We start from the raw sequence: 18,955 nt of genomic DNA, 5'->3' as shown, positions 1-18,955 counted from the left end.
ATTATCCTAATATTTAAAAACTTATTGCTTATAGTGTAACAGCAGAAAACTGTACGCCACAGTGATTACGGAGACAATGATGACTCAGACCACATCCAGACAACAATTTATCGGTAAATTAAGCGCCAGCCTGCATCAGTTACGGGAAGACGGACTTTATAAGCCTGAGCGTGTTCTATCTTCCAGACAAGGCGCCGTGGTGACCTGTGACGATGGCAGACAATTAATCAATCTCTGCGCCAACAATTATCTGGGGCTTTCAGGCGATGATTCCATGGTACAAGCCTCGATCGATGCCACCAGAGAATTCGGTTACGGATTATCCTCAGTCCGCTTCATCTGCGGCACCCAGACGGTTCACAAGCAGCTGGAAAAGGCGATTGCCGGATTTGTCGGCACGGAAGACTGCATTCTGTACGCAGCAGCATTTGATGCCAATGGTGGTGTTTTTGAGCCGCTGTTTGACGAAAACGATGCCATCATTTCCGACGCACTGAACCATGCCTCGATCATTGATGGCATCCGTCTGTGCAAGGCAACCCGTTATCGTTACGCACATAACGATATGGCCGATCTGGAAACCCAGTTAAAGGCTGCTGCGGACAAGCGTCACCGCATCATCGTAACCGACGGTGTGTTTTCAATGGATGGCACCATTGCCCAGCTCGACCGCATCTGCGATCTGGCAGATCAGTATGATGCACTGGTCATGATTGATGAATGTCATGCATCCGGTTTTATGGGCGCCACCGGCCGCGGAACGCATGAATATCACAACGTCATGGGCCGGATCGATATCATCACCGGCACACTGGGCAAAGCGCTGGGCGGCGCGATGGGCGGTTTTACCGCTGCACGCAAGGAAGTGATTGACACCCTGCGCCAGAAATCCCGCCCCTATCTGTTTTCGAATACGCTCGCACCTTCGATCACAGGCGCCTCGCTATCCGTACTGCAACGGCTTTCCGCATCCACAGAGCTGCGTGACCGGCTACATGCCAATACAGCGCATTTCCGCCGTGAAATTGCAGCTCTGGGTTTCACGATCAAACCAGGAACGCATCCGGTCGTTCCTGTTATGTTGTTTGATGCGCCAGTCGCCCAGAAGTTTGCCGCACGCTTGTACGAACTGGGTGTTCTTGTCACCGGCTTTTTTTATCCGGTGGTACCTATGGGGCAGGCGCGCGTCCGGGTTCAGCTTTCCGCTGCCCACAGCATTGAACAATTAAATACCGCGTTGGCAGCTTTCGCGCAGGCTGGCCGCGAACTCAGTCTGATTAAACAAATATAAGGAACAGAGATGGAAAAAATATTAGTCATTGGCGCTAACGGTCAGATTGGCAGCGAACTGGTGGAAGCGCTGGCATTGCAGCACGGCGCAGATCATGTGATTGCCGCAGACATCGCGCCGGCAAGTCTGTACGGTGCGAAAAATTATGTCGTCATCGATGTGCTCAACGCAGCCCGTCTGGCGGAAATCGTGCATCAATACCAGATTACCCAGGTCTACCAGCTCGCAGCCCTGCTGTCTGCGACCGGAGAACAGGCTCCCCTGAAAGCCTGGGATCTGAATATGAATGGTCTGCTGAACATACTGGAGCTGGCACGCACCCGGGGCGAAGCCGGTCATCCACTGAAGGTATTCTGGCCGTCGTCGATTGCTGCCTTTGGCCCGAATACCCCACCAGTCAACACTCCCCAGTACACCATTATGGATCCGTCCACCATCTACGGCATCAGCAAGCTGGCTGGTGAACGGCTGTGTGAATACTATGTCGAAAAATACGGTGTCGATGTGCGCAGCATCCGCTATCCGGGCATCATTAGCTACAAATCACCACCGGGCGGCGGCACCACCGACTACGCGATTGCCATATTCCATGCCGCTTTACGGGGAGAAACTTACGATTGCTTCCTCGCCCCGGACACCACGCTGCCTATGATTTACATGCCAGACGCCATCCGCGCCACGATTTCACTGATGGATGCACCTGTCAGCCAGCTGACCGTACGTTCATCGTACAACGTCGCAGGCATCAGCTTTAATCCACGGGAATTAGCGCTGTCAATCAAACAAAATTTGCCCGCTTTTACCATACACTACACGCCTGACAGCCGCCAGGCGATTGCCGCTACCTGGCCTCAGAGCCTGGATGACAGCCAGGCCAAAGCAGACTGGGGCTGGCAGGCAAAAATCACACTGGAAATGATGGTCAAAGACATGCTGAAAAACGTGCGTGTCGGCCAGACTGATGCTCCGGTCATGGCGGCATAACGACAATTACATCCGAGACAAAGAGGAAAAACGATGGACATGCGTGTATTCGATTTATTCAAAATAGGCATTGGTCCATCCAGTTCCCACACCGTCGGCCCCATGCTGGCAGCCCGCCGTTTCCTGCTGGAAGCGGGCAATCTGCATCAGGTCAGCAAGGTTCAGGTCGCCTTGTATGGATCGCTGGCGCTGACCGGCCAGGGACATGCGACCGATCGTGCCGTGCTGCTCGGTTTAATGGGTGAAACCCCGCAGGATGTGGCTCCGGAAAGCGTGGAGCAAAAACTGGCGCAGCTTGAGCAAACGCATCAGCTACGCCTGCTGGGCGAATACGCCGTTCCCTTTCACCCTGCCGAAGATATCTTGTGGTTTAAACAGGAAGTCTTGCCCGGGCACCCCAACGGCATGACATTCATCCTGACCCGCAATGACGGGCAGACGGAGCGTCAGACTTTTTACTCTACCGGTGGCGGTTTTATTTATTCTGAAGATGAACTGGCTCACCCGGGAAAACGAGATACAGATCAGCAGAAACCGGTTCCATTTCCGTTTTCCACCATGGCGGATTTGCTGGCACACGGACAACGTACCGGACTTTCAGTCACTACCATGCTGCGCGCCAATGAAACCGTCCATTGCAGCAACGACGAACTGAATGCAGGGCTGGATAAAATCTGGTCGGTCATGAAAGCCTGCATCTCACGCGGCCTGCAACAAAATGGCGAACTGCCCGGCGGATTGCACGTAAAACGCCGCGCAGCGGCTCTGTGGCGCACTGCCAATGAAACTGCGGACGTGCTGCCGCATGATGGCATGCACCGGGTCAGTCTGTATGCCATGGCAGTGAATGAAGAAAATGCGGCCGGCGGCAGAGTTGTCACTGCGCCGACCAATGGTGCGGCAGGCATCATTCCTGCTGTACTCCGTTACTATGCAGAAGACTGCAAGCCCTCCAATCCAGAACAAGGTATTCGGAATTTCCTGCTGGCTGCATCGGCAATTGGCATGCTTTGCAAAAAGAATGCGTCGATTTCCGGTGCCGAAATCGGTTGCCAGGGAGAAGTCGGCGTCGCATGTGCGATGGCGGCAGCCGGGCTGACTGCGGCACTCGGCGGCTCAAATGAGCAGATCGAAGCAGCCGCCGAGATCGGCATCGAACATCATTTGGGCATGACCTGCGATCCGATCGGCGGTCTGGTACAGATTCCCTGCATAGAACGCAATGGGATGGGCGCGGTCAAAGCCATTACTGCAGCATCACTGTCCTTACGCAGCGACGGCACGCACAAAGTCACGCTGGATGACGCGATCGAAACCATGCGTCAGACTGGTGCCGACATGCAGGCGAAGTACAAGGAAACCTCTCTGGGTGGCCTGGCGGTTCATGTGGTCAGCGTGAATTACGCGGCCTGCTAGTACAAAATTTATTTGAGGCTGATTGCCGGTTATTTCGGCTGCTTCCCGCCCGGCTTTCCGGCTTGCAGAGAAAAATTTCGCTCCCCTGCCCGCCACAGCAAAAAAGCCCAGCCACTGACCATATCTGTCGTCGGGTCAGCCACATCGGCAGACTCCGGGGCCGTCCGCAGTAAAACAGGATGACTTTTGTCTGTATTCAACAGCTGCAGGGCAGCCGCCATTTTGGCTGACATCCACACAGGCGCCTGCCCCACTTCGCCTGTGGCGGAAAACAGCATTGCCGGATAAGCCACTCCCGATCGCAGTTGCTCATAAGGAGAATCCGTCAGAGCTGCTGCATTGCCCGCCGGTTTCTGCGTGTTCCGCAAAGCTCCGTGATTTTCCGCTTTCTGCACTACCGTTACAGATTCTGCCTGACTAAGGCAATTTCTGACATGCATTGCAGCAAACAAGTCGGGACGGCGCAATGCTGCAAGCAAAACGGCATTACGTCCACTGATCAACTCCTGAGCCAGTAATGTTCCCGGTTGCACCAGATGCTCTTTCTGCAGTAGCTCGATTAGCCGGATCACATCCGCCGCCGGATCATCCCTGACAGCCGGAGCAGCTCTGCTCATTGCCACAGCCGGAAACCACCGAAATACAATTAGCGTTCCATAGCGCCTGACCCACTCAAGGCGCGATGCCTCGTATGCCAGATCAGACGAATCTGCGCTATCGTACTCCAGCTGCAACAACGTCGGGCCATGCGGTAGTTTGTCATCTGAGGGTAATGGATTACGGCTAATCAGGGTTGCCCACAAAAGTCGTCCGTCCGCCGCCTTCACGGATAAGCGTTTTTCTGTGAATGGCAAGGACATGGATGTTTTCTGCGCAGCAAACGGCAGAATTTCCCCCTGCTCAGAAACCCGGTAAGCAGACGGCGCAACCGATGCCGATTCAAGTACAAAGCTGGCTCCGCTTTTTGATGTCCCCGCCTGCAGCCGGCTTAATTTACCTTGAAACGGCAGCGTCACTTCTTTGATATTTTTTCCGTTCAATGTGGACTGCATGAGTTTATCCGTCCCCCCAATACGAGCATGCCAATACAAGCCATTCGCAGCGACTGCCAGCTCCACTACCTGACTCTGATCAGTTTCAACAGCCAGTTTTGCCCTGCTCAACTGCGGCACTTTCGGCTCTATCTTTAAAATACTGCCTTGCGGATTTTTCTTAACAGACAATATGTACCAACCATCCGCTGTCAGCACCACCTGCCGGACACGATCGCTGGTTGTCGCCAATGATTTCCATCGTGTGTTGAGTCCATTGATGTCGCTGTTTCTGGCATAAAAATAACTGCGCTCAGCTAACCCCGGTTGCTGCAATTCCAGCAAGACAAGCGCCGCATCAGGAGAAAATTGCAAACGGTAGCTGCTACCCGGGACTGATTTGAGTTTATTTTTTCCGGGGAAAATGCTCTGGTCTCGCGTCACTGTCTGTCCAAGCAAATGTTGCCGGACTTCGGTTTTCACTGTGCTGCCAGTCTGATTCCAGCGTGCATAAATAACTCCCTGACCGTCAGAACGCCAGATCACTGCGGGCAACACGCCGTCCACATCGTTCAGCATATCCTTCATCAGTCCACCGCCATCGATCTGGATAAACCGCAGTTTGCTGGTGAGCGTATTTTTGCTATCCGTCAGTAAAAACGCCAGTTTATTTTTATCAGCAGAAACGAAGAATTTGCCGATACGCTCCCCTTGACTGGTCACATACCATACCTTTTCGGTTCCAAATGTTTTATCACGCTGCAGAATGCGTGTATTGCCATCACTTCCCGTCATGGTGTACACCTGCAGAGTCTTCAAGTCCAGCCAGACAGCATCCGGCTCTGGTGGAGTATCCTCCTCACGCATGACAACTGGTGAAGAAATCGGTTCAGGCTTCGCAATCAGACCTATTATGTTTTTGGTGATTGCGTTTTGCCTTGACAACCATGACCGGATCACAGGGTCAGACGTATTTTCCAGCAGACGTAAAGGATCTGTCGCGTCATAGCCAGTCCCGGTCTTACCATCTTCAGTATCACGTGGCACTGGCGGGTAATTGCCCCATGCCTGTATCTGAGCATGCACAGGAACAGTCCAAAGCAAGAAAAGCAAAAGATAGGTTATTCCTGCCGCACAGATTGCCCAGTTGACGCTGTGGTTCGCAAGACAAAAAAAATGATCATTTTTGTTATTTTGCATTCACCCGTCCAGTCTCTGTTTCCTGAATTTCATCCTCCGCATTCTGCATTTCGTCGCAATCCGGTGGCAGTAATACGCAAGCTTATCTACAGTGCAAGCATCGAAACCGCCAATGAGGAGAATCATCATGAAATCACTCAATCGTTCTGACAAAAGTATCTTAACCATCGCTATATTTGCTGCTACCATAGTAGTCGGAGCAGCTTTTCAGCACCAGACTGAAACCGCTCTGACTATCCCTACCGTTACCATAGCAGCCCAGCGAATGACGGAGCAAGAAAAAATCGCTTACGACTTCGCGCAATCAGACGCAACAGTGCAAACCGTGCTGATTCAGGGAAAACGATTGAATTCAGAAGAAAAAATTGCATTCGATCAACAAGATCGGCAAATCCGGCATGCAAAAGCAAGAGTGCAGAAAAAAGCAGCGTTGCTCGTATAACAAGCACCATCAGGACAAAGATGGTGATATATTTACCAAAGATTGAGTTTTATCGTCCGGAATCAAAGAAAGTTTGTCTCACATTTTTCATAGCAGGCAATCATGTTAAAAAAATCCCTACTTCCCGGTTTGCTTTTCATCACGACATTAGCTGGTGTTAGCGTTTGCAATGCAGGGCTGGCGATGACTTCTGCATCGCTGCCACAGACTCAGCAAGACCGGAGCACGGTTGATACTGCTGTTGAAACTGTATCGGCCAGTGCCAACGCACAAATCCAGACACAACTGGATCGTAGCGGTGTTGATCGCGCTTCCGTTCATTTACAGCTGTTGCAACAATCAAATTCGCATTTCTCGGAAATAGTTTCCCCTAAAAAGCCGGGTGTCTATGACAAGAAAGCGCAGATCAAAGCCCCAAGCAACTCCTGAGCAGGTCATATGCCAAAATCGGTCGATGCCTGCCTGAATTGTTGCACCGGCTACAAGGCAGCCCGGTCAATCCGCTTGCTCAGAATCACTGAAGTGGAAGTCTGGCGCACACCATCCATCGCGCCGATATGATCCAGCAACCGGTCCAGCGTATCGGTCGTATCACAGCGCAATGTCAGCATATAGTCAATCGCACCGCTCACCGCACATAAAGTTTCTGTTTCCGGCAAATGCTGCAGATATCTGATCAAAGCTGCCGCATAACGTGCCTCGATCGACAACCCCACATACGCCCGCACTGCCGGCTGAATCACTTTCTGATTCAGCTTGACACCGTAACCAGCGATTACGCCACGTTTTTCTAAAGCGGCAATCCTTGCAATCACCGTTGTGCGTGCAACACCGACCTGCTTTGCAATTGTCGTTACGGGTAACCTGGCGTCATCCATCAGCAATGCCAGCACCTTATTATCAATTTCATCAAGCTCTGGTTTCATATATCATTTCATATTCATATATCGTCATATTGTATTAAATAATGGCATATTGACGATAATTTAGAGACTATTATCTGACAAAATTTGCATCTAGACTTTCTCCAGCGACTTTTAATCCACAAAAATTACCTGGAGATAATCATGACAACCAAACTCATCCTGCTGGGTGCCGGAAAAATCGGCGATGCCATTCTGAACCTGCTCTCCCATACCGGTGATTACGACATCACAGTCGCCGATCGCGATCCGGAGCGCCTGAAGTATGTGGCACAAGCCAACTTCCCGAATACCCGTATCGTGCAGGCAGATCTCGGCGATCAGGCAGCCGTGACCTGCTTAATTCAGGGGCATCAGGTCACACTGTCTGCCTGCCCATATTTCCTGACCCCGGTGATTGCCGGCGCAGCCAGGGCAGCGCACTCGCATTACTTCGATCTGACCGAAGACGTTGAAAGCACCCGCATCGTCAAACAACTGGCGGAAGGTGCTGATTGCGCCTTCGTTCCTCAATGCGGACTTGCGCCCGGCTTCATCTCCATCGTTGCGAACGATGTTGCCAGCCGCTTTGACTCCTTACGCGACGTCAGCATGCGCGTCGGCGCGTTGCCGACTTTCCCGAATAACGCCCTGAAATACAACCTGACCTGGAGTACAGACGGCCTGATTAATGAATATTGCAATCCGTGTGAAGCTATTGTCGACGGGGAATTGCGCGAAACAGCAGCGCTTGAAGAAATTGAGCACTTCTCTCTGGATGGCATTGATTACGAAGCGTTCAATACCTCCGGCGGTCTGGGGACACTGTGTGAAAGTCTCAAAGGTAAGGTGCAAAACCTGAATTACAAAACTGTCCGCTATCCGGGGCACCGTGATATCGTCAAAATGCTGATACGCGATCTCGAACTGGGCAAACTCGAGCGCCGCCCGATTTTGAAAGATGTTCTGGAAACTTCCATTCCAATGACCAAGCAGGATGTCGTGCTGGTCTTTGTCAGCGTCGTCGGAACCCGTAATGGCAGACTGGAGCAAGAATCTTATGCCAAAAAAATCTATGCGCAGCATGTGAACGGGCAATTGCTGTCGGCGATTCAACTCACAACGGCATCTGGTATCTGCACGATGGTGGATCTGGTTGTCACCGGCAAATTACCGCAGCATGGTCTGGTCAGACAAGAGCAGACCCGCCTGACTGACTTCCTGAGCAACCGCTTCGGCAAATACTATGCTGTCTGACAGTACTGATGCAGAATCTGTCGCGCCACTGGTTTTTCAGGGGCGCCATCTGCATCCGGATTGACAACACTTGCTGCAATCCTTGCAATATCGTACCTGATCGTCATAACCCTATACCGGATTTTGTTTTTCTGCTTAGCAGGCAAAAACTTCCGGCACAAACAGAGCGAGATTTACCATGACAATTTCTTCGATTGACAGCCTACTCGGCAAACTTGGCGTAACACTTGATGGTTACGCAGGAAGCGATATACACAGCATCTCCCCGATTGATGGAAAATTACTCGCCAGTCTGAAGGCCGACAGCACCAGCATTATTGAACGTCGCATCCAAGAAGCTCACCAGGCTTATCTGGCATGGCGGACTGTTCCAGCCCCACGGCGCGGGGAGCTTATCCGGCTGTTCGGCGAAGAATTGCGCACATACAAACATGAACTGGGGCAACTGGTCACTCTGGAAGCCGGAAAAATTCTACAGGAAGGTCTCGGCGAAGTTCAGGAGATGATCGATATTTGCGATTTTGCTGTGGGCCTGTCGCGCCAGCTTTATGGCCTGACCATTGCATCCGAACGCCCCGGACACCGGATGATGGAACAATGGCATCCTGCCGGTGCCGTCGGAATCATTTCAGCATTCAATTTTCCTGTTGCAGTCTGGGCATGGAATGCGGCACTGGCCATTGTCTGCGGAGATAGCGTGATCTGGAAACCTTCAGAAAAAACACCGTTGACTGCCATCGCAACCCAGACACTATTCATAAAAGCTGCACAGCGCTTCGGGAGTGACGCGCCGGCTGCTCTTACGCAATTGATTATTGGAGGACGCGACAGCGGCGCACAAATGGTGGCAGATCACAGAGTTGCACTGGTCAGCGCCACTGGAAGTACGCGCATGGGCAAACAGGTCGCCGAGGTCTGCGCCAAACGTCTGGCGCGCAGCATTCTTGAGCTGGGCGGCAATAACGCGATGATCGTGGCGCCAAGTGCCGATCTGGAAATGGCGGTACGTGCCATTATCTTCTCTGCAGTAGGCACTGCCGGTCAGCGCTGCACCACCCTGCGCCGCCTGTTTGTTCATCAAAGCATTTACGACACACTGGTGCCACGTCTGAAGAAAATCTACGAAGGTCTGCCAATTGGCAATCCGCTGACGTCCGGCACGCTGGTTGGCCCGCTGATTGATGAAATGGCCTATAACAACCTGCAAAAAACGATAGATCAGGCGATCGGTCAGGGTGCGAAAATCAGCGGTGGCCATCGTATTGATGTAGCCGGTTACGAAAAAGGTTTTTACGTCCGTCCGGCAATTGCCGAACTCAGCGCACCGGCCGACATCATGCAACACGAAACCTTTGCGCCGCTGATGTATATCGTTCCTTACAACGACCTCCAGCAAGCTATCGATTGGAATAACAATGTGCCGCAAGGTTTGTCTTCTTCGATCTTCACCACCGACATGCGCGAAGCCGAGCTGTTCGTTTCTGCTGCCGGCAGCGACTGTGGTATTGCCAACGTCAACATCGGCCCATCCGGTGCGGAAATCGGCGGTGCATTTGGCGGAGAAAAAGAAACCGGCGGTGGACGTGAATCCGGCTCCGATGCGTGGAAAGCGTATATGCGCAGAACGACCAACACCTTCAACTACAGCCACGCTTTGCCGCTGGCGCAAGGAATCAGTTTCGATATCTGAGTCCACGCATAAGTGCATTGATTTATCTCCCCTTCCTTCACCGGAAGGGTTTTTATTTCCCCAAAGCATAAAAAATTTAACAACTGTTGACATAAGGATTACCACAAGACCATCTTTCTCTCAAGCACAAGACTTATAATTACAGTGCAATCTGCCTTCCCCAAAGAATTCAATCAGACGGCATAAAAAATCAGAATAACGACCATATTCCTATTTCAGCCAGATCATCTGATCAGGTTTCGATCATGATCCCTTCTGTACTTTTCCGTTTATTGTCGTTGTATTTACTATGTGCTCCGCTTATGCTCAGCGCACAAGAAGCACAATTTGTCCGATACCCCAGACAGTCAATGGATGCCGACCCCAACGGCAAGTACATTATGCGATTGCTGTCAGATGCTCTTGCGTTGGATAACCAGCATTACGAGTTAATTCCGAGCAAAGATCCTATGCAGCAGGCGCGCGCCATCTATGAGATGACCTCAGGAATGGGCTCCATTGATGTGATGTGGACGGTCACTACCGATGAGCGCGAAAAACAATTGATCCCGATCCGGATTCCGATCGATAAAGGTCTTTTCGGCTGGCGACTGGCGCTTGTTGTTAACCCTAAGCTGTTGCATCAGGTTAAATCTCTTGATGACCTCAGAAAATTTTCTGCTGGTCAGGGCTTTGACTGGCCGGATGTCGGTATTCTGCGCCAGAATGACCTGACAGTGATGACTGCCACCGCTTATGAGCCGCTGTTTTTCATGCTGCGCGCCGGGCGTTTCGACTACTTCCCGCGATCAATGCTGGAAATTCAGAAGGAACTGGATACTTACCGATCTATCGGTCTGCATATCGATGATGCGATTGCATTACATTACCCCACCGCTCTGTATTTTTTTGTTTCCCCCAGAAAACCGGATGTCGCCAAAGCACTGCAGCAAGGGCTGGAGAAAATGCTGAAAAATGGCCAGTTTGAAAAATTGTTCCAGCAATATCTCGGCTCAACCATTCAAAGAGCCAGGATACGCAATCGAACCGTCATTGAACTCAACAACCCTCTGCTGAAAGCAGAATCTTTACCATTAGACCGGAACGAACTCTGATACCACCCCTGACCCTCAGCCCATACATGGGCATTACCTGACAAAATTGCTCAAGTTTGCTATACTTGATAAAAATGCTCAACAACTCAGGGTATTCAGTTTATTGCACCTCCCCCGACATACCGGAGCTTATTGTATGCGCCTTACGACCAAAGGACGTTTTGCCGTCACCGCCATGATTGATCTGGCCCTCCGCCAGGATCAGGGACCTGTCACGCTCGCCGGTATCAGTCAGCGTCAGGATATTTCCCTGTCTTATCTTGAGCAGCTGTTTGGCAAACTGCGCCGTCATGAAATTGTCGAGTCTGTGCGCGGTCCCGGAGGCGGCTATAATCTGGCCCGCAAAGCACAGTATGTCACCGTCGCAGACATCATCATTGCGGTCGATGAACCGCTGGATGCCACACAATGCGGCGGCAAAGGCAACTGTCACGGCAGCGATCATGCCAACGGTCTGCACTGCATGACCCATGATTTATGGGCGACGCTGAACGCCAAAATGGTCGATTATCTGGACTCTGTTTCTCTACAGGATCTGGTCAATCAGCAAAAACAGAAAAACCCGGAAAACCACGTTGTGGTCGTGCATAACAATCATGCCAACCACACTGCCTCTTGAATATTGGAGTCCCGAATGAATGCACCACTGGAACAAAGCCTGCTGGACACACTGAAGTCACCGCATTTTCCGATTTACATGGATTACTCGGCCACAACACCGGTTGATCCACGCGTCGCCGACAAGATGATTCCGTTTTTGCGGGCTCAGTTTGGCAACCCTGCGTCTCGCAGTCACATGTATGGATGGGACGCTGAAGCAGCTGTGGAAGAAGCGCGGGCCAATGTTGCGACACTGGTCAATGCCGATCCCCGTGAAATTATCTGGACGTCGGGCGCAACAGAAAGCAACAACCTGGCGTTAAAAGGGGCTGCAAATTTCTACAAAGCCAAAGGCAAGCACATCATTACAGTCAAAACCGAACACAAGGCTGTGCTCGATACCGTGCGCGAACTGGAACGCCAAGGCTTTGAGGCAACCTATCTGCAACCACAAGACAACGGGCTGATTACACTGCAACAATTGAAAGATGCGATTCGTCCGGATACGATTCTGGTATCAGTCATGTGGGTCAACAATGAAATCGGTGTAGTGCAACCCATCGCTGAAATCGGTGAGTTGTGCCGGGAAAAAGGAATCGTGTTTCACTCAGACGCTGCGCAGGCGACTGGCAAAGTCGAGATTGATCTCGAAAAAGTCAAAGTTGACCTGGTTTCTTTTTCTGCGCACAAGAGCTATGGTCCGAAAGGCATTGGCGCGCTCTACATCCGCCGCAAGCCACGGGTTCGCCTGGAAGCGCAGATGCATGGCGGTGGCCATGAACGGGGATTCCGCTCCGGTACGCTGGCACCGCATCAATGCGTCGGTATGGGTGAGGCATTCCGGCTCGCAAAAGAAGAAATGACCAGCGAATTGACGCATATCCGCGCAATGCGTGACCGTCTCGCCAAAGGCTTGCAGGAAATCGAGGAAACCTATGTCAACGGCGACATGGAACACCGCGTGCCGCACAACCTCAACGTGAGCTTTAATTACGTTGAAGGCGAATCGCTGATCATGGCAGTCAAGGATATTGCTGTTTCATCCGGTTCAGCCTGCACCTCTGCAAGCCTTGAACCATCGTATGTGTTGCGCGCACTGGGACGCAGCGACGAATTGGCTCACAGCTCAATCCGCTTTACTATCGGTCGCTTCACCACTGAAGAAGACATTGATTTCGCAATCAATCTACTGAAATCAAAGGTAGGAAAATTGCGTGAATTATCTCCACTGTGGGATATGTATAAAGACGGTATCGATATCTCGACAATACAGTGGGCAGCCCACTAAACAACGGGCATCAGCCGCAATGAATGCGGCTTAACGAACAGAGGGAGGAATATCATGGCTTACTCAGATAAAGTTTTAGATCACTACGAAAACCCGCGTAACGTAGGCGCTTTTGAAAAAGGCGACGATAGTGTCGGAACCGGTATGGTCGGGGCACCAGCCTGCGGCGACGTCATGAAACTGCAGATCAAAGTTGGCGCTGACGGCTTGATTGAAGATGCCAAATTCAAAACCTATGGTTGCGGCTCAGCTATTGCCTCATCCTCACTAGTCACAGAATGGGTGAAAGGCAAAACCCTGGATCAGGCACTCGAAATCAAAAACACGGCAATTGCAGAAGAACTGGCATTGCCGCCAGTAAAGATTCACTGCTCGATTCTGGCTGAAGATGCGATCAAAGCTGCCGTGCTGGACTACAAAAACAAGCACAATGCAGGCTAAGAGCGACAGAGGGACTGATTAAGGCAGCAAAGGCAGACACATCATGGCAATCACACTCACAGAAAAAGCAGCAAAACACGTTACCCGTTACATGGAACGCCGTGGCAAAGGTATCGGACTCCGGTTCGGTGTGCGCACGACTGGCTGCTCAGGCATGGCGTACAAGCTGGAATATGTGGATGAAATCGGCAGTGATGATCAGGTATTTGAATCGCATGGCGTTAAAGTGTTTGTGGATCCGAAAAGCCTTCCTTATATTGACGGCACAGAACTTGATTTTGCACGTGAAGGTCTGAACGAAGGCTTTAAATTCTACAATCCAAATGTCAAGGATGAATGCGGTTGCGGTGAAAGTTTCCGTATTTAATCCTGCGAAAATCAGCAATGCAAAATCACTTTGAATTATTCCAGTTGCCGGTACAGTTCACGCTTGACACGGATCGACTCAACGCGGCCTATCGCGAAGTGCAGAATCAGGTTCATCCAGATAAGTTTGTTCAGGCTACCGATGCAGAAAAGCGGATTGCCATGCAATGGGCCACCCGCGCCAATGAAGCCTATCAGACACTGAAAAAGCCAATTAAACGCGCGACCTATCTGTGTGAATTGCATGGCGTGAATTTGCAAAGCGAATCCAATACCAGCATGCCCGCAGAGTTTCTGATGCAGCAAATGGAATGGCGCGAGGCTTTTGAAGAAGCGCGCCACCTGAACGATATACATGCATTGATGGAGCTGGAAACCACATTGCACGATGCGCTCAAAACACAATTGCAGCAAGTCGCTAATACGCTGAACAATCAGGACTTCGCTATGGCATCGCAGCACATCCGTTCCTGCATGTTTCTGGAAAAATTCATCGCCGATATTGCTGCTTTAGAAGAATAGTATCGACGCCCGTTAAATTCGCACATTTTGTGTGCTAACCGGATGGATCAACCATCCCCGACAACATCATCATGGCATTACTGCAGATTTCCGAACCCGGCATGTCCACTGCCCCTCACCAGCACAGACTGGCAGTCGGCATCGATCTCGGCACCACCAATTCGCTGGTTGCCACCGTTCGCAATAGCATTCCCGAAGTATTAAATGACGAAGAAGGCCGCCCGCTGCTGCCATCGGTCGTGCGCTATTTGCCAAACGGTCATGCACATATCGGTTTCAAAGCACAGGTCGAACAGAGCAATGATCCCAAAAATACGATTGTGTCGGTCAAGCGCTTTATGGGACGCGGCCTGAAAGATATTGCTTACGCTGAAAATCTTCCCTACGACTTTCACGACGAGCCAGGCATGGTGAAACTGAAAACCATAGCAGGAATCAAAAGCCCGGTCGAAGTATCCGCGCAGATTCTGGCAAGCTTACGCCAGCAGGCAGAAGATGCTCTGGGAGATGATCTGGTAGGCGCCGTCATCACAGTGCCCGCCTATTTCGATGATGCACAGCGTCAGGCCACCAAAGATGCGGCCAAACTGGCAGGGATTAACGTGTTACGATTGCTGAATGAACCAACCGCTGCCGCAATTGCCTACGGCCTCGACAATGCGTCAGAAGGCACTTACGCCGTATACGACCTGGGTGGCGGCACTTTTGACATCTCCATTCTGCGCATGAGTAAAGGCGTGTTTGAGGTTCTCTCTACCGGTGGCGACTCGGCACTCGGTGGCGACGATTTTGATCATCGTCTGTTTTGCTGGATTTTGCAGGAAGCAAAGCTGGCGCCCCTGTCCGACGAGGACACCAGCCTGCTGATGGTGAAAGCGCGCGAAGCCAAAGAAACTCTCTCCAGTAAGCCACATACCTACATTGATGCCAAACTGAACTCTGGCGAGAGCGTTCATCTTCAGATTCATGCCGCGCAGTTTGCCGAGATGACGCAGAATCTGGTTTTAAAAACCATCACCCCATGCCGCAAAGCCTTGCGCGATGCCAGTCTGTCAGCAGACGATATCGACGGAGTAGTGCTGGTTGGCGGCGCAACCCGCATGCCGCACGTGCGTAAGGCTGTCGGCGAATTCTTCCAGACCACGCCGTTTGCCAATATCGATCCGGACAAAGTCGTAGCACTTGGCGCGGCCATTCAGGCAAATCTGTTAGCAGGAAACCGGGCGCCGGGAGATGACTGGCTGCTGCTCGACGTCATTCCACTGTCTCTGGGAGTGGAAACCATGGGTGGACTGGCTGAAAAAGTCATCCCGCGCAATTCCACGATTCCGTGTGCCCGGGCGCAGGAATTCACGACCTTCAAAGACGGCCAGACTGCAATGGCAATTCACGTTGTACAGGGAGAGCGCGAACTGGTCAGCGATTGCCGGTCTCTGGCGCGTTTTGAATTACGCGGCATCCCACCAATGGCGGCAGGTGCGGCGCGTATTCGCATTACTTATCAGGTCGATGCGGATGGTTTGCTCTCTGTTTCCGCCCGTGAATTACGTTCCGGCATAGAAGCTGCGGTGACAGTGAAACCATCATATGGACTGGCAGACGAAGATATCACCCGCATGCTACAAGACTCATTCTCGTCAGCAGACAGCGACATGCAGCAAAGGGCATTACGCGAAGAACTTGTGGAAGCAGAAAGAATTCTGCTCGCTACCCAGTCTGCGCTGGATGCGGACCGGCATCTGATCAACGATGCCGAAAATACCGTGATTCAGACACTAATGCATCGGGTCAGGGAGTTAATGCAGCAACAAGATCATCAGGCTCTGCACCATGCCATCGACACGCTGGCGCAAGGAACGGAAGAGTTTGCAGCTCGACGCATGGACCAGAGTGTACGCCACGCTCTGACTGGAAAAAAACTGGATGAAATCGCCTGAACGGCATACTATTTTTGAATCGAGGCCTACTATGCCACAAGTTATCGTTTTACCGCATGCACAACTTTGTCCAGAGGGAACTGTGCTTGAGGTTCCGGAAGGTAAGTCTCTGTGTGAGGCACTGGTTGAAAATGATGTGGAGATTGAACACGCCTGCGAAATGTCCTGCGCCTGTACCACCTGCCACGTCATCATCCGCGAAGGCTTTCAATCATTAAATTCTTCCAGCGATGATGAAGAAGATTTGTTGGATGCGGCATGGGGACTGGAATCCACTTCCCGCCTGTCGTGCCAGGTAAAACTGGGGAAGCAGGATATTACGATTGAAATCCCCAAATACACGATCAATCACGCACGGGAAAATCACTGACCAGCCACGTCTTTCCAATCAGCCACTGAAGGGGGAAATTATGAAATGGACAGATACACATCAAATTGCCGGGGCACTGTACGACAAATTTCCCGGGATTGATCCTTTAACCGTCCGTTTTACCGACCTGCATAACTGGATCGTCGATCTGGAAGGTTTCAATGATGATCATCTGCGCGGCGGAGAGAAAATACTTGAGGCAATTCAAGCAGCATGGATTGAAGAAGCACGTTAAATAAATTGTTGTGTTGCCACCAGTAACACATTTGATTTCTTGCTGAAACATAAAAAAACTCTTACTATTTCTTGATTGTCTACAATATTGCGACGTCGCCAATATGCTAGACGTGTCTTGCTTCGTGCAGACGGGGGGTTACCGCACCTGCCCCTGCATCCCACAGAACAGTGACAAATTAGGATATGGCAATGTGGTTTCAACATGTACTTTCCTCTATCCGCAGCCGGATCACGCTTCGTCTGGCCATTATTGCCGCTGTCATATTCGGACTGATGGTGCCGTCCGCGATTTTAGTGCCTTACCATCTGCATACAATCGAACAGGCAGCACGGGTTCGCAACAAAGAAGACCATAACCGTCTGGTTGAAATTTTATCTGTTATCCTGAGTGAGCCTCTATGGCAAATCACTCCTGAAATTGCCAATATTTCGAGCGAGGTGGTTTACTCCGATCCTCGTGTTGCCACCATTGAAGTTACTACCTTGCCGGATCGTAAAGAATTCATTAAAAATGATACCCGGCGCGCAACGCAAAAGGGCCCATTCACCAGCATGACGCGTGAAATACGGCATGGTGGACAAATCATCGGCGAAGTAAAACTGACATTAGCCGAAGATCTGTTGCAAGATAGTCTACGCTCCGACTTCCGGCGTTATGTGACGACAGCTGTATTGTCGCTGCTGCTGGCCGTTATTTTTATTTTGCTGGTGCTGCAATGGCGACTGGTCAGACCGGTCAAATTACTGATGGATGAATCGGACAGACTTGCCAACGGCGAATTAAATGACCCGATCGCTTTAAACCGGGAAGATGAACTCGGACATCTGGCAAACAGTCTGGAAGCCACGCGGCAGGCACTGAAACGGTCATTTGGCGAGCTCGAAATTAAAAATCAGCAATTACTGGAATATTCCAGCACGCTGGAATCCAAAGTACGCCAGAGAACTCAGGAACTGGAATCAGTCAACCATAATCTGGAAGCAGCACTGCATAATGTGAATACAGCACAGGCTGAGCTAGCCAGGGTTGAACGCATGGCAGCACTGGGTTCCATGGTAGCAGGTGTTGCTCACGAACTGAATACGCCGCTTGGTAATTGCTTACTGGTTGCCAGCACCCTCGAAGAGGAAACACGTCGTCTGCTGGAGATGGTGGAAGGTGGTCAGATTCGACGTTCGGATCTGACCCGTTATGCAACAACAGCTGTCGACTCTACCAAATTATTGTTGCGCGGATTACAACAATCTGCCCATCTGGTAGGCGACTTCAAACAAGTCGCCGTTGATCAGTCCAGCGCCCAGCGGCGCACCTTTGATTTACTGATCACACTTCAGGAACTGACTGCCCTGCTGCATTCCAGTCTGCGCAAAACCCCGTTCATACTGGAACTGGATATTCCCCCCGACATCCAGCTGAATAGTTACCCCGGGCTGCTGGGACAGGTATTTACGAACCTGGTCAATAACGCAGTCATTCATGGCCTGGAAGGACGCAGTTCTGGTCACATGCGCTGTACGGCAAAAAAACAAGGCGCTTTTGTACTCATGATTTTCACCGATGACGGTAAAGGAATTTCACAAGAAATTATTAACCGGATTTTTGAACCCTTCTTCACCACAAAGTTTGGTCAGGGCGGTAGCGGCCTGGGGCTTAGCATTACGTTTAATATCGTCACCAATGTACTCGGCGGAACCATCCACGTATCCAGCGTACCTGATCAAGGTACACGTTTCGAAATTCGTCTTCCCCTGATTGCTCCCGGTGACAAGGATGAGAAAGATCCGCTGTTCAAAGATCAGTAAGCATATATTCCCGACAAAATCGTTCAACAGAAAATTCAATATTCCGAAATTCCTGAATTGTTTTTTGGATTAAAAGCAAAAAAA

General features: G+C 51.1%; 19 protein-coding genes. 17 read left to right on the top strand and 2 right to left on the bottom strand.

Annotated features, from left to right (window positions below):
* The first annotated feature begins 79 nt into the window (after positions 1–79).
* The 3 genes from kbl to HV832_RS10060 are packed head-to-tail and all read left to right on the top strand — an operon-like array spanning position 80 to position 3,691.
* Positions 80–1,291 (top strand): glycine C-acetyltransferase, encoded by a 1,212-nt coding sequence (kbl, locus tag HV832_RS10070; RefSeq protein WP_176803928.1) that lies wholly within the window; start codon positions 80–82, stop codon positions 1,289–1,291.
* 9 nt (positions 1,292–1,300) lie between these two features.
* On the top strand, positions 1,301–2,275 hold the full coding sequence (locus HV832_RS10065; protein WP_176803711.1) for an NAD-dependent epimerase/dehydratase family protein: 975 nt from the start codon (positions 1,301–1,303) through the stop codon (positions 2,273–2,275).
* A gap of 33 nt (positions 2,276–2,308) precedes the next feature.
* On the top strand, positions 2,309–3,691 hold the full coding sequence (locus HV832_RS10060; protein ID WP_176803710.1) for an L-serine ammonia-lyase: 1,383 nt from the start codon (positions 2,309–2,311) through the stop codon (positions 3,689–3,691).
* A 29-nt stretch (positions 3,692–3,720) separates the two neighbouring features.
* On the opposite strand, the gene HV832_RS10055 is transcribed toward HV832_RS10060, so the two are convergent.
* Positions 3,721–5,808: a prolyl oligopeptidase family protein gene (locus HV832_RS10055; protein WP_176803709.1), complete on the bottom strand. Its 2,088-nt coding sequence runs from the start codon at positions 5,806–5,808 to the stop codon at positions 3,721–3,723.
* Between the two features lie 241 nt (positions 5,809–6,049).
* On the opposite strand from HV832_RS10055, the gene HV832_RS10050 reads away from it, so the two are divergent.
* The gene (locus tag HV832_RS10050) at positions 6,050–6,364 is read left to right on the top strand and encodes a hypothetical protein (protein ID WP_176803708.1); all 315 of its coding nucleotides are present in this window, start codon (positions 6,050–6,052) and stop codon (positions 6,362–6,364) included.
* A gap of 102 nt (positions 6,365–6,466) precedes the next feature.
* The gene (locus HV832_RS10045) at positions 6,467–6,793 is read left to right on the top strand and encodes a hypothetical protein (RefSeq protein WP_176803707.1); all 327 of its coding nucleotides are present in this window, start codon (positions 6,467–6,469) and stop codon (positions 6,791–6,793) included.
* Positions 6,794–6,843: 50 nt separating this feature from the next.
* On the opposite strand, the gene HV832_RS10040 is transcribed toward HV832_RS10045, so the two are convergent.
* On the bottom strand, positions 6,844–7,290 hold the full coding sequence (locus HV832_RS10040; protein ID WP_176803706.1) for an Lrp/AsnC family transcriptional regulator: 447 nt from the start codon (positions 7,288–7,290) through the stop codon (positions 6,844–6,846).
* Positions 7,291–7,431: 141 nt separating this feature from the next.
* Here HV832_RS10040 and HV832_RS10035 point away from each other — a divergent pair, with 141 nt between their 5' ends.
* From HV832_RS10035 to HV832_RS09980, 12 genes are all read left to right on the top strand, one after another.
* A complete protein-coding gene (locus tag HV832_RS10035) occupies positions 7,432–8,523 on the top strand; it encodes a saccharopine dehydrogenase family protein (RefSeq protein ID WP_176803705.1) in 1,092 nt (363 codons plus the stop codon).
* Between the two features lie 178 nt (positions 8,524–8,701).
* Positions 8,702–10,213, top strand: coding sequence for an L-piperidine-6-carboxylate dehydrogenase (amaB, locus tag HV832_RS10030; RefSeq protein ID WP_176803704.1), 1,512 nt, complete (start codon positions 8,702–8,704; stop codon positions 10,211–10,213).
* A gap of 302 nt (positions 10,214–10,515) precedes the next feature.
* Positions 10,516–11,307 (top strand): substrate-binding periplasmic protein, encoded by a 792-nt coding sequence (locus HV832_RS10025; RefSeq protein ID WP_176803703.1) that lies wholly within the window; start codon positions 10,516–10,518, stop codon positions 11,305–11,307.
* 136 nt (positions 11,308–11,443) lie between these two features.
* Positions 11,444–11,926, top strand: coding sequence for a Fe-S cluster assembly transcriptional regulator IscR (iscR, locus tag HV832_RS10020; RefSeq protein WP_176803702.1), 483 nt, complete (start codon positions 11,444–11,446; stop codon positions 11,924–11,926).
* 15 nt (positions 11,927–11,941) lie between these two features.
* Entirely contained in the window at positions 11,942–13,195 is a 1,254-nt protein-coding gene (locus tag HV832_RS10015) for an IscS subfamily cysteine desulfurase (protein WP_176803701.1), read from the top strand.
* 54 nt (positions 13,196–13,249) lie between these two features.
* Positions 13,250–13,636 carry a Fe-S cluster assembly scaffold IscU gene (gene iscU / locus HV832_RS10010; protein WP_176803700.1) on the top strand — a complete coding sequence of 129 codons (387 nt, stop codon included), beginning with the start codon at positions 13,250–13,252 and terminating at the stop codon, positions 13,634–13,636.
* A gap of 43 nt (positions 13,637–13,679) precedes the next feature.
* On the top strand, positions 13,680–14,003 hold the full coding sequence (iscA, locus tag HV832_RS10005; protein WP_176803699.1) for an iron-sulfur cluster assembly protein IscA: 324 nt from the start codon (positions 13,680–13,682) through the stop codon (positions 14,001–14,003).
* 17 nt (positions 14,004–14,020) lie between these two features.
* A complete protein-coding gene (hscB, locus tag HV832_RS10000; protein WP_176803698.1) occupies positions 14,021–14,524 on the top strand; it encodes a Fe-S protein assembly co-chaperone HscB in 504 nt (167 codons plus the stop codon).
* A 71-nt stretch (positions 14,525–14,595) separates the two neighbouring features.
* Positions 14,596–16,461, top strand: coding sequence for a Fe-S protein assembly chaperone HscA (hscA, locus tag HV832_RS09995; RefSeq protein WP_176803697.1), 1,866 nt, complete (start codon positions 14,596–14,598; stop codon positions 16,459–16,461).
* 31 nt (positions 16,462–16,492) lie between these two features.
* The gene (gene fdx, locus HV832_RS09990; RefSeq protein WP_176803696.1) at positions 16,493–16,831 is read left to right on the top strand and encodes an ISC system 2Fe-2S type ferredoxin; all 339 of its coding nucleotides are present in this window, start codon (positions 16,493–16,495) and stop codon (positions 16,829–16,831) included.
* A gap of 40 nt (positions 16,832–16,871) precedes the next feature.
* Positions 16,872–17,066 carry a Fe-S cluster assembly protein IscX gene (iscX, locus tag HV832_RS09985; RefSeq protein ID WP_176803695.1) on the top strand — a complete coding sequence of 65 codons (195 nt, stop codon included), beginning with the start codon at positions 16,872–16,874 and terminating at the stop codon, positions 17,064–17,066.
* A 191-nt stretch (positions 17,067–17,257) separates the two neighbouring features.
* Positions 17,258–18,871, top strand: a complete 1,614-nt coding sequence (locus HV832_RS09980; protein WP_176803694.1) for a sensor histidine kinase — start codon at positions 17,258–17,260, stop codon at positions 18,869–18,871.
* Positions 18,872–18,955 lie beyond the last annotated feature (84 nt).

The sequence above is a fragment of the Cognatundibacterium oligocarboniphilum genome, assembly GCF_013377855.1.
In the GTDB taxonomy this organism is placed as follows: domain Bacteria; phylum Pseudomonadota; class Gammaproteobacteria; order Burkholderiales; family Burkholderiaceae_D; genus Undibacterium; species Undibacterium oligocarboniphilum.
Note: the sequence above shows the minus strand (reverse complement) of the source record. Positions and strands in the feature narration are given on the sequence as shown.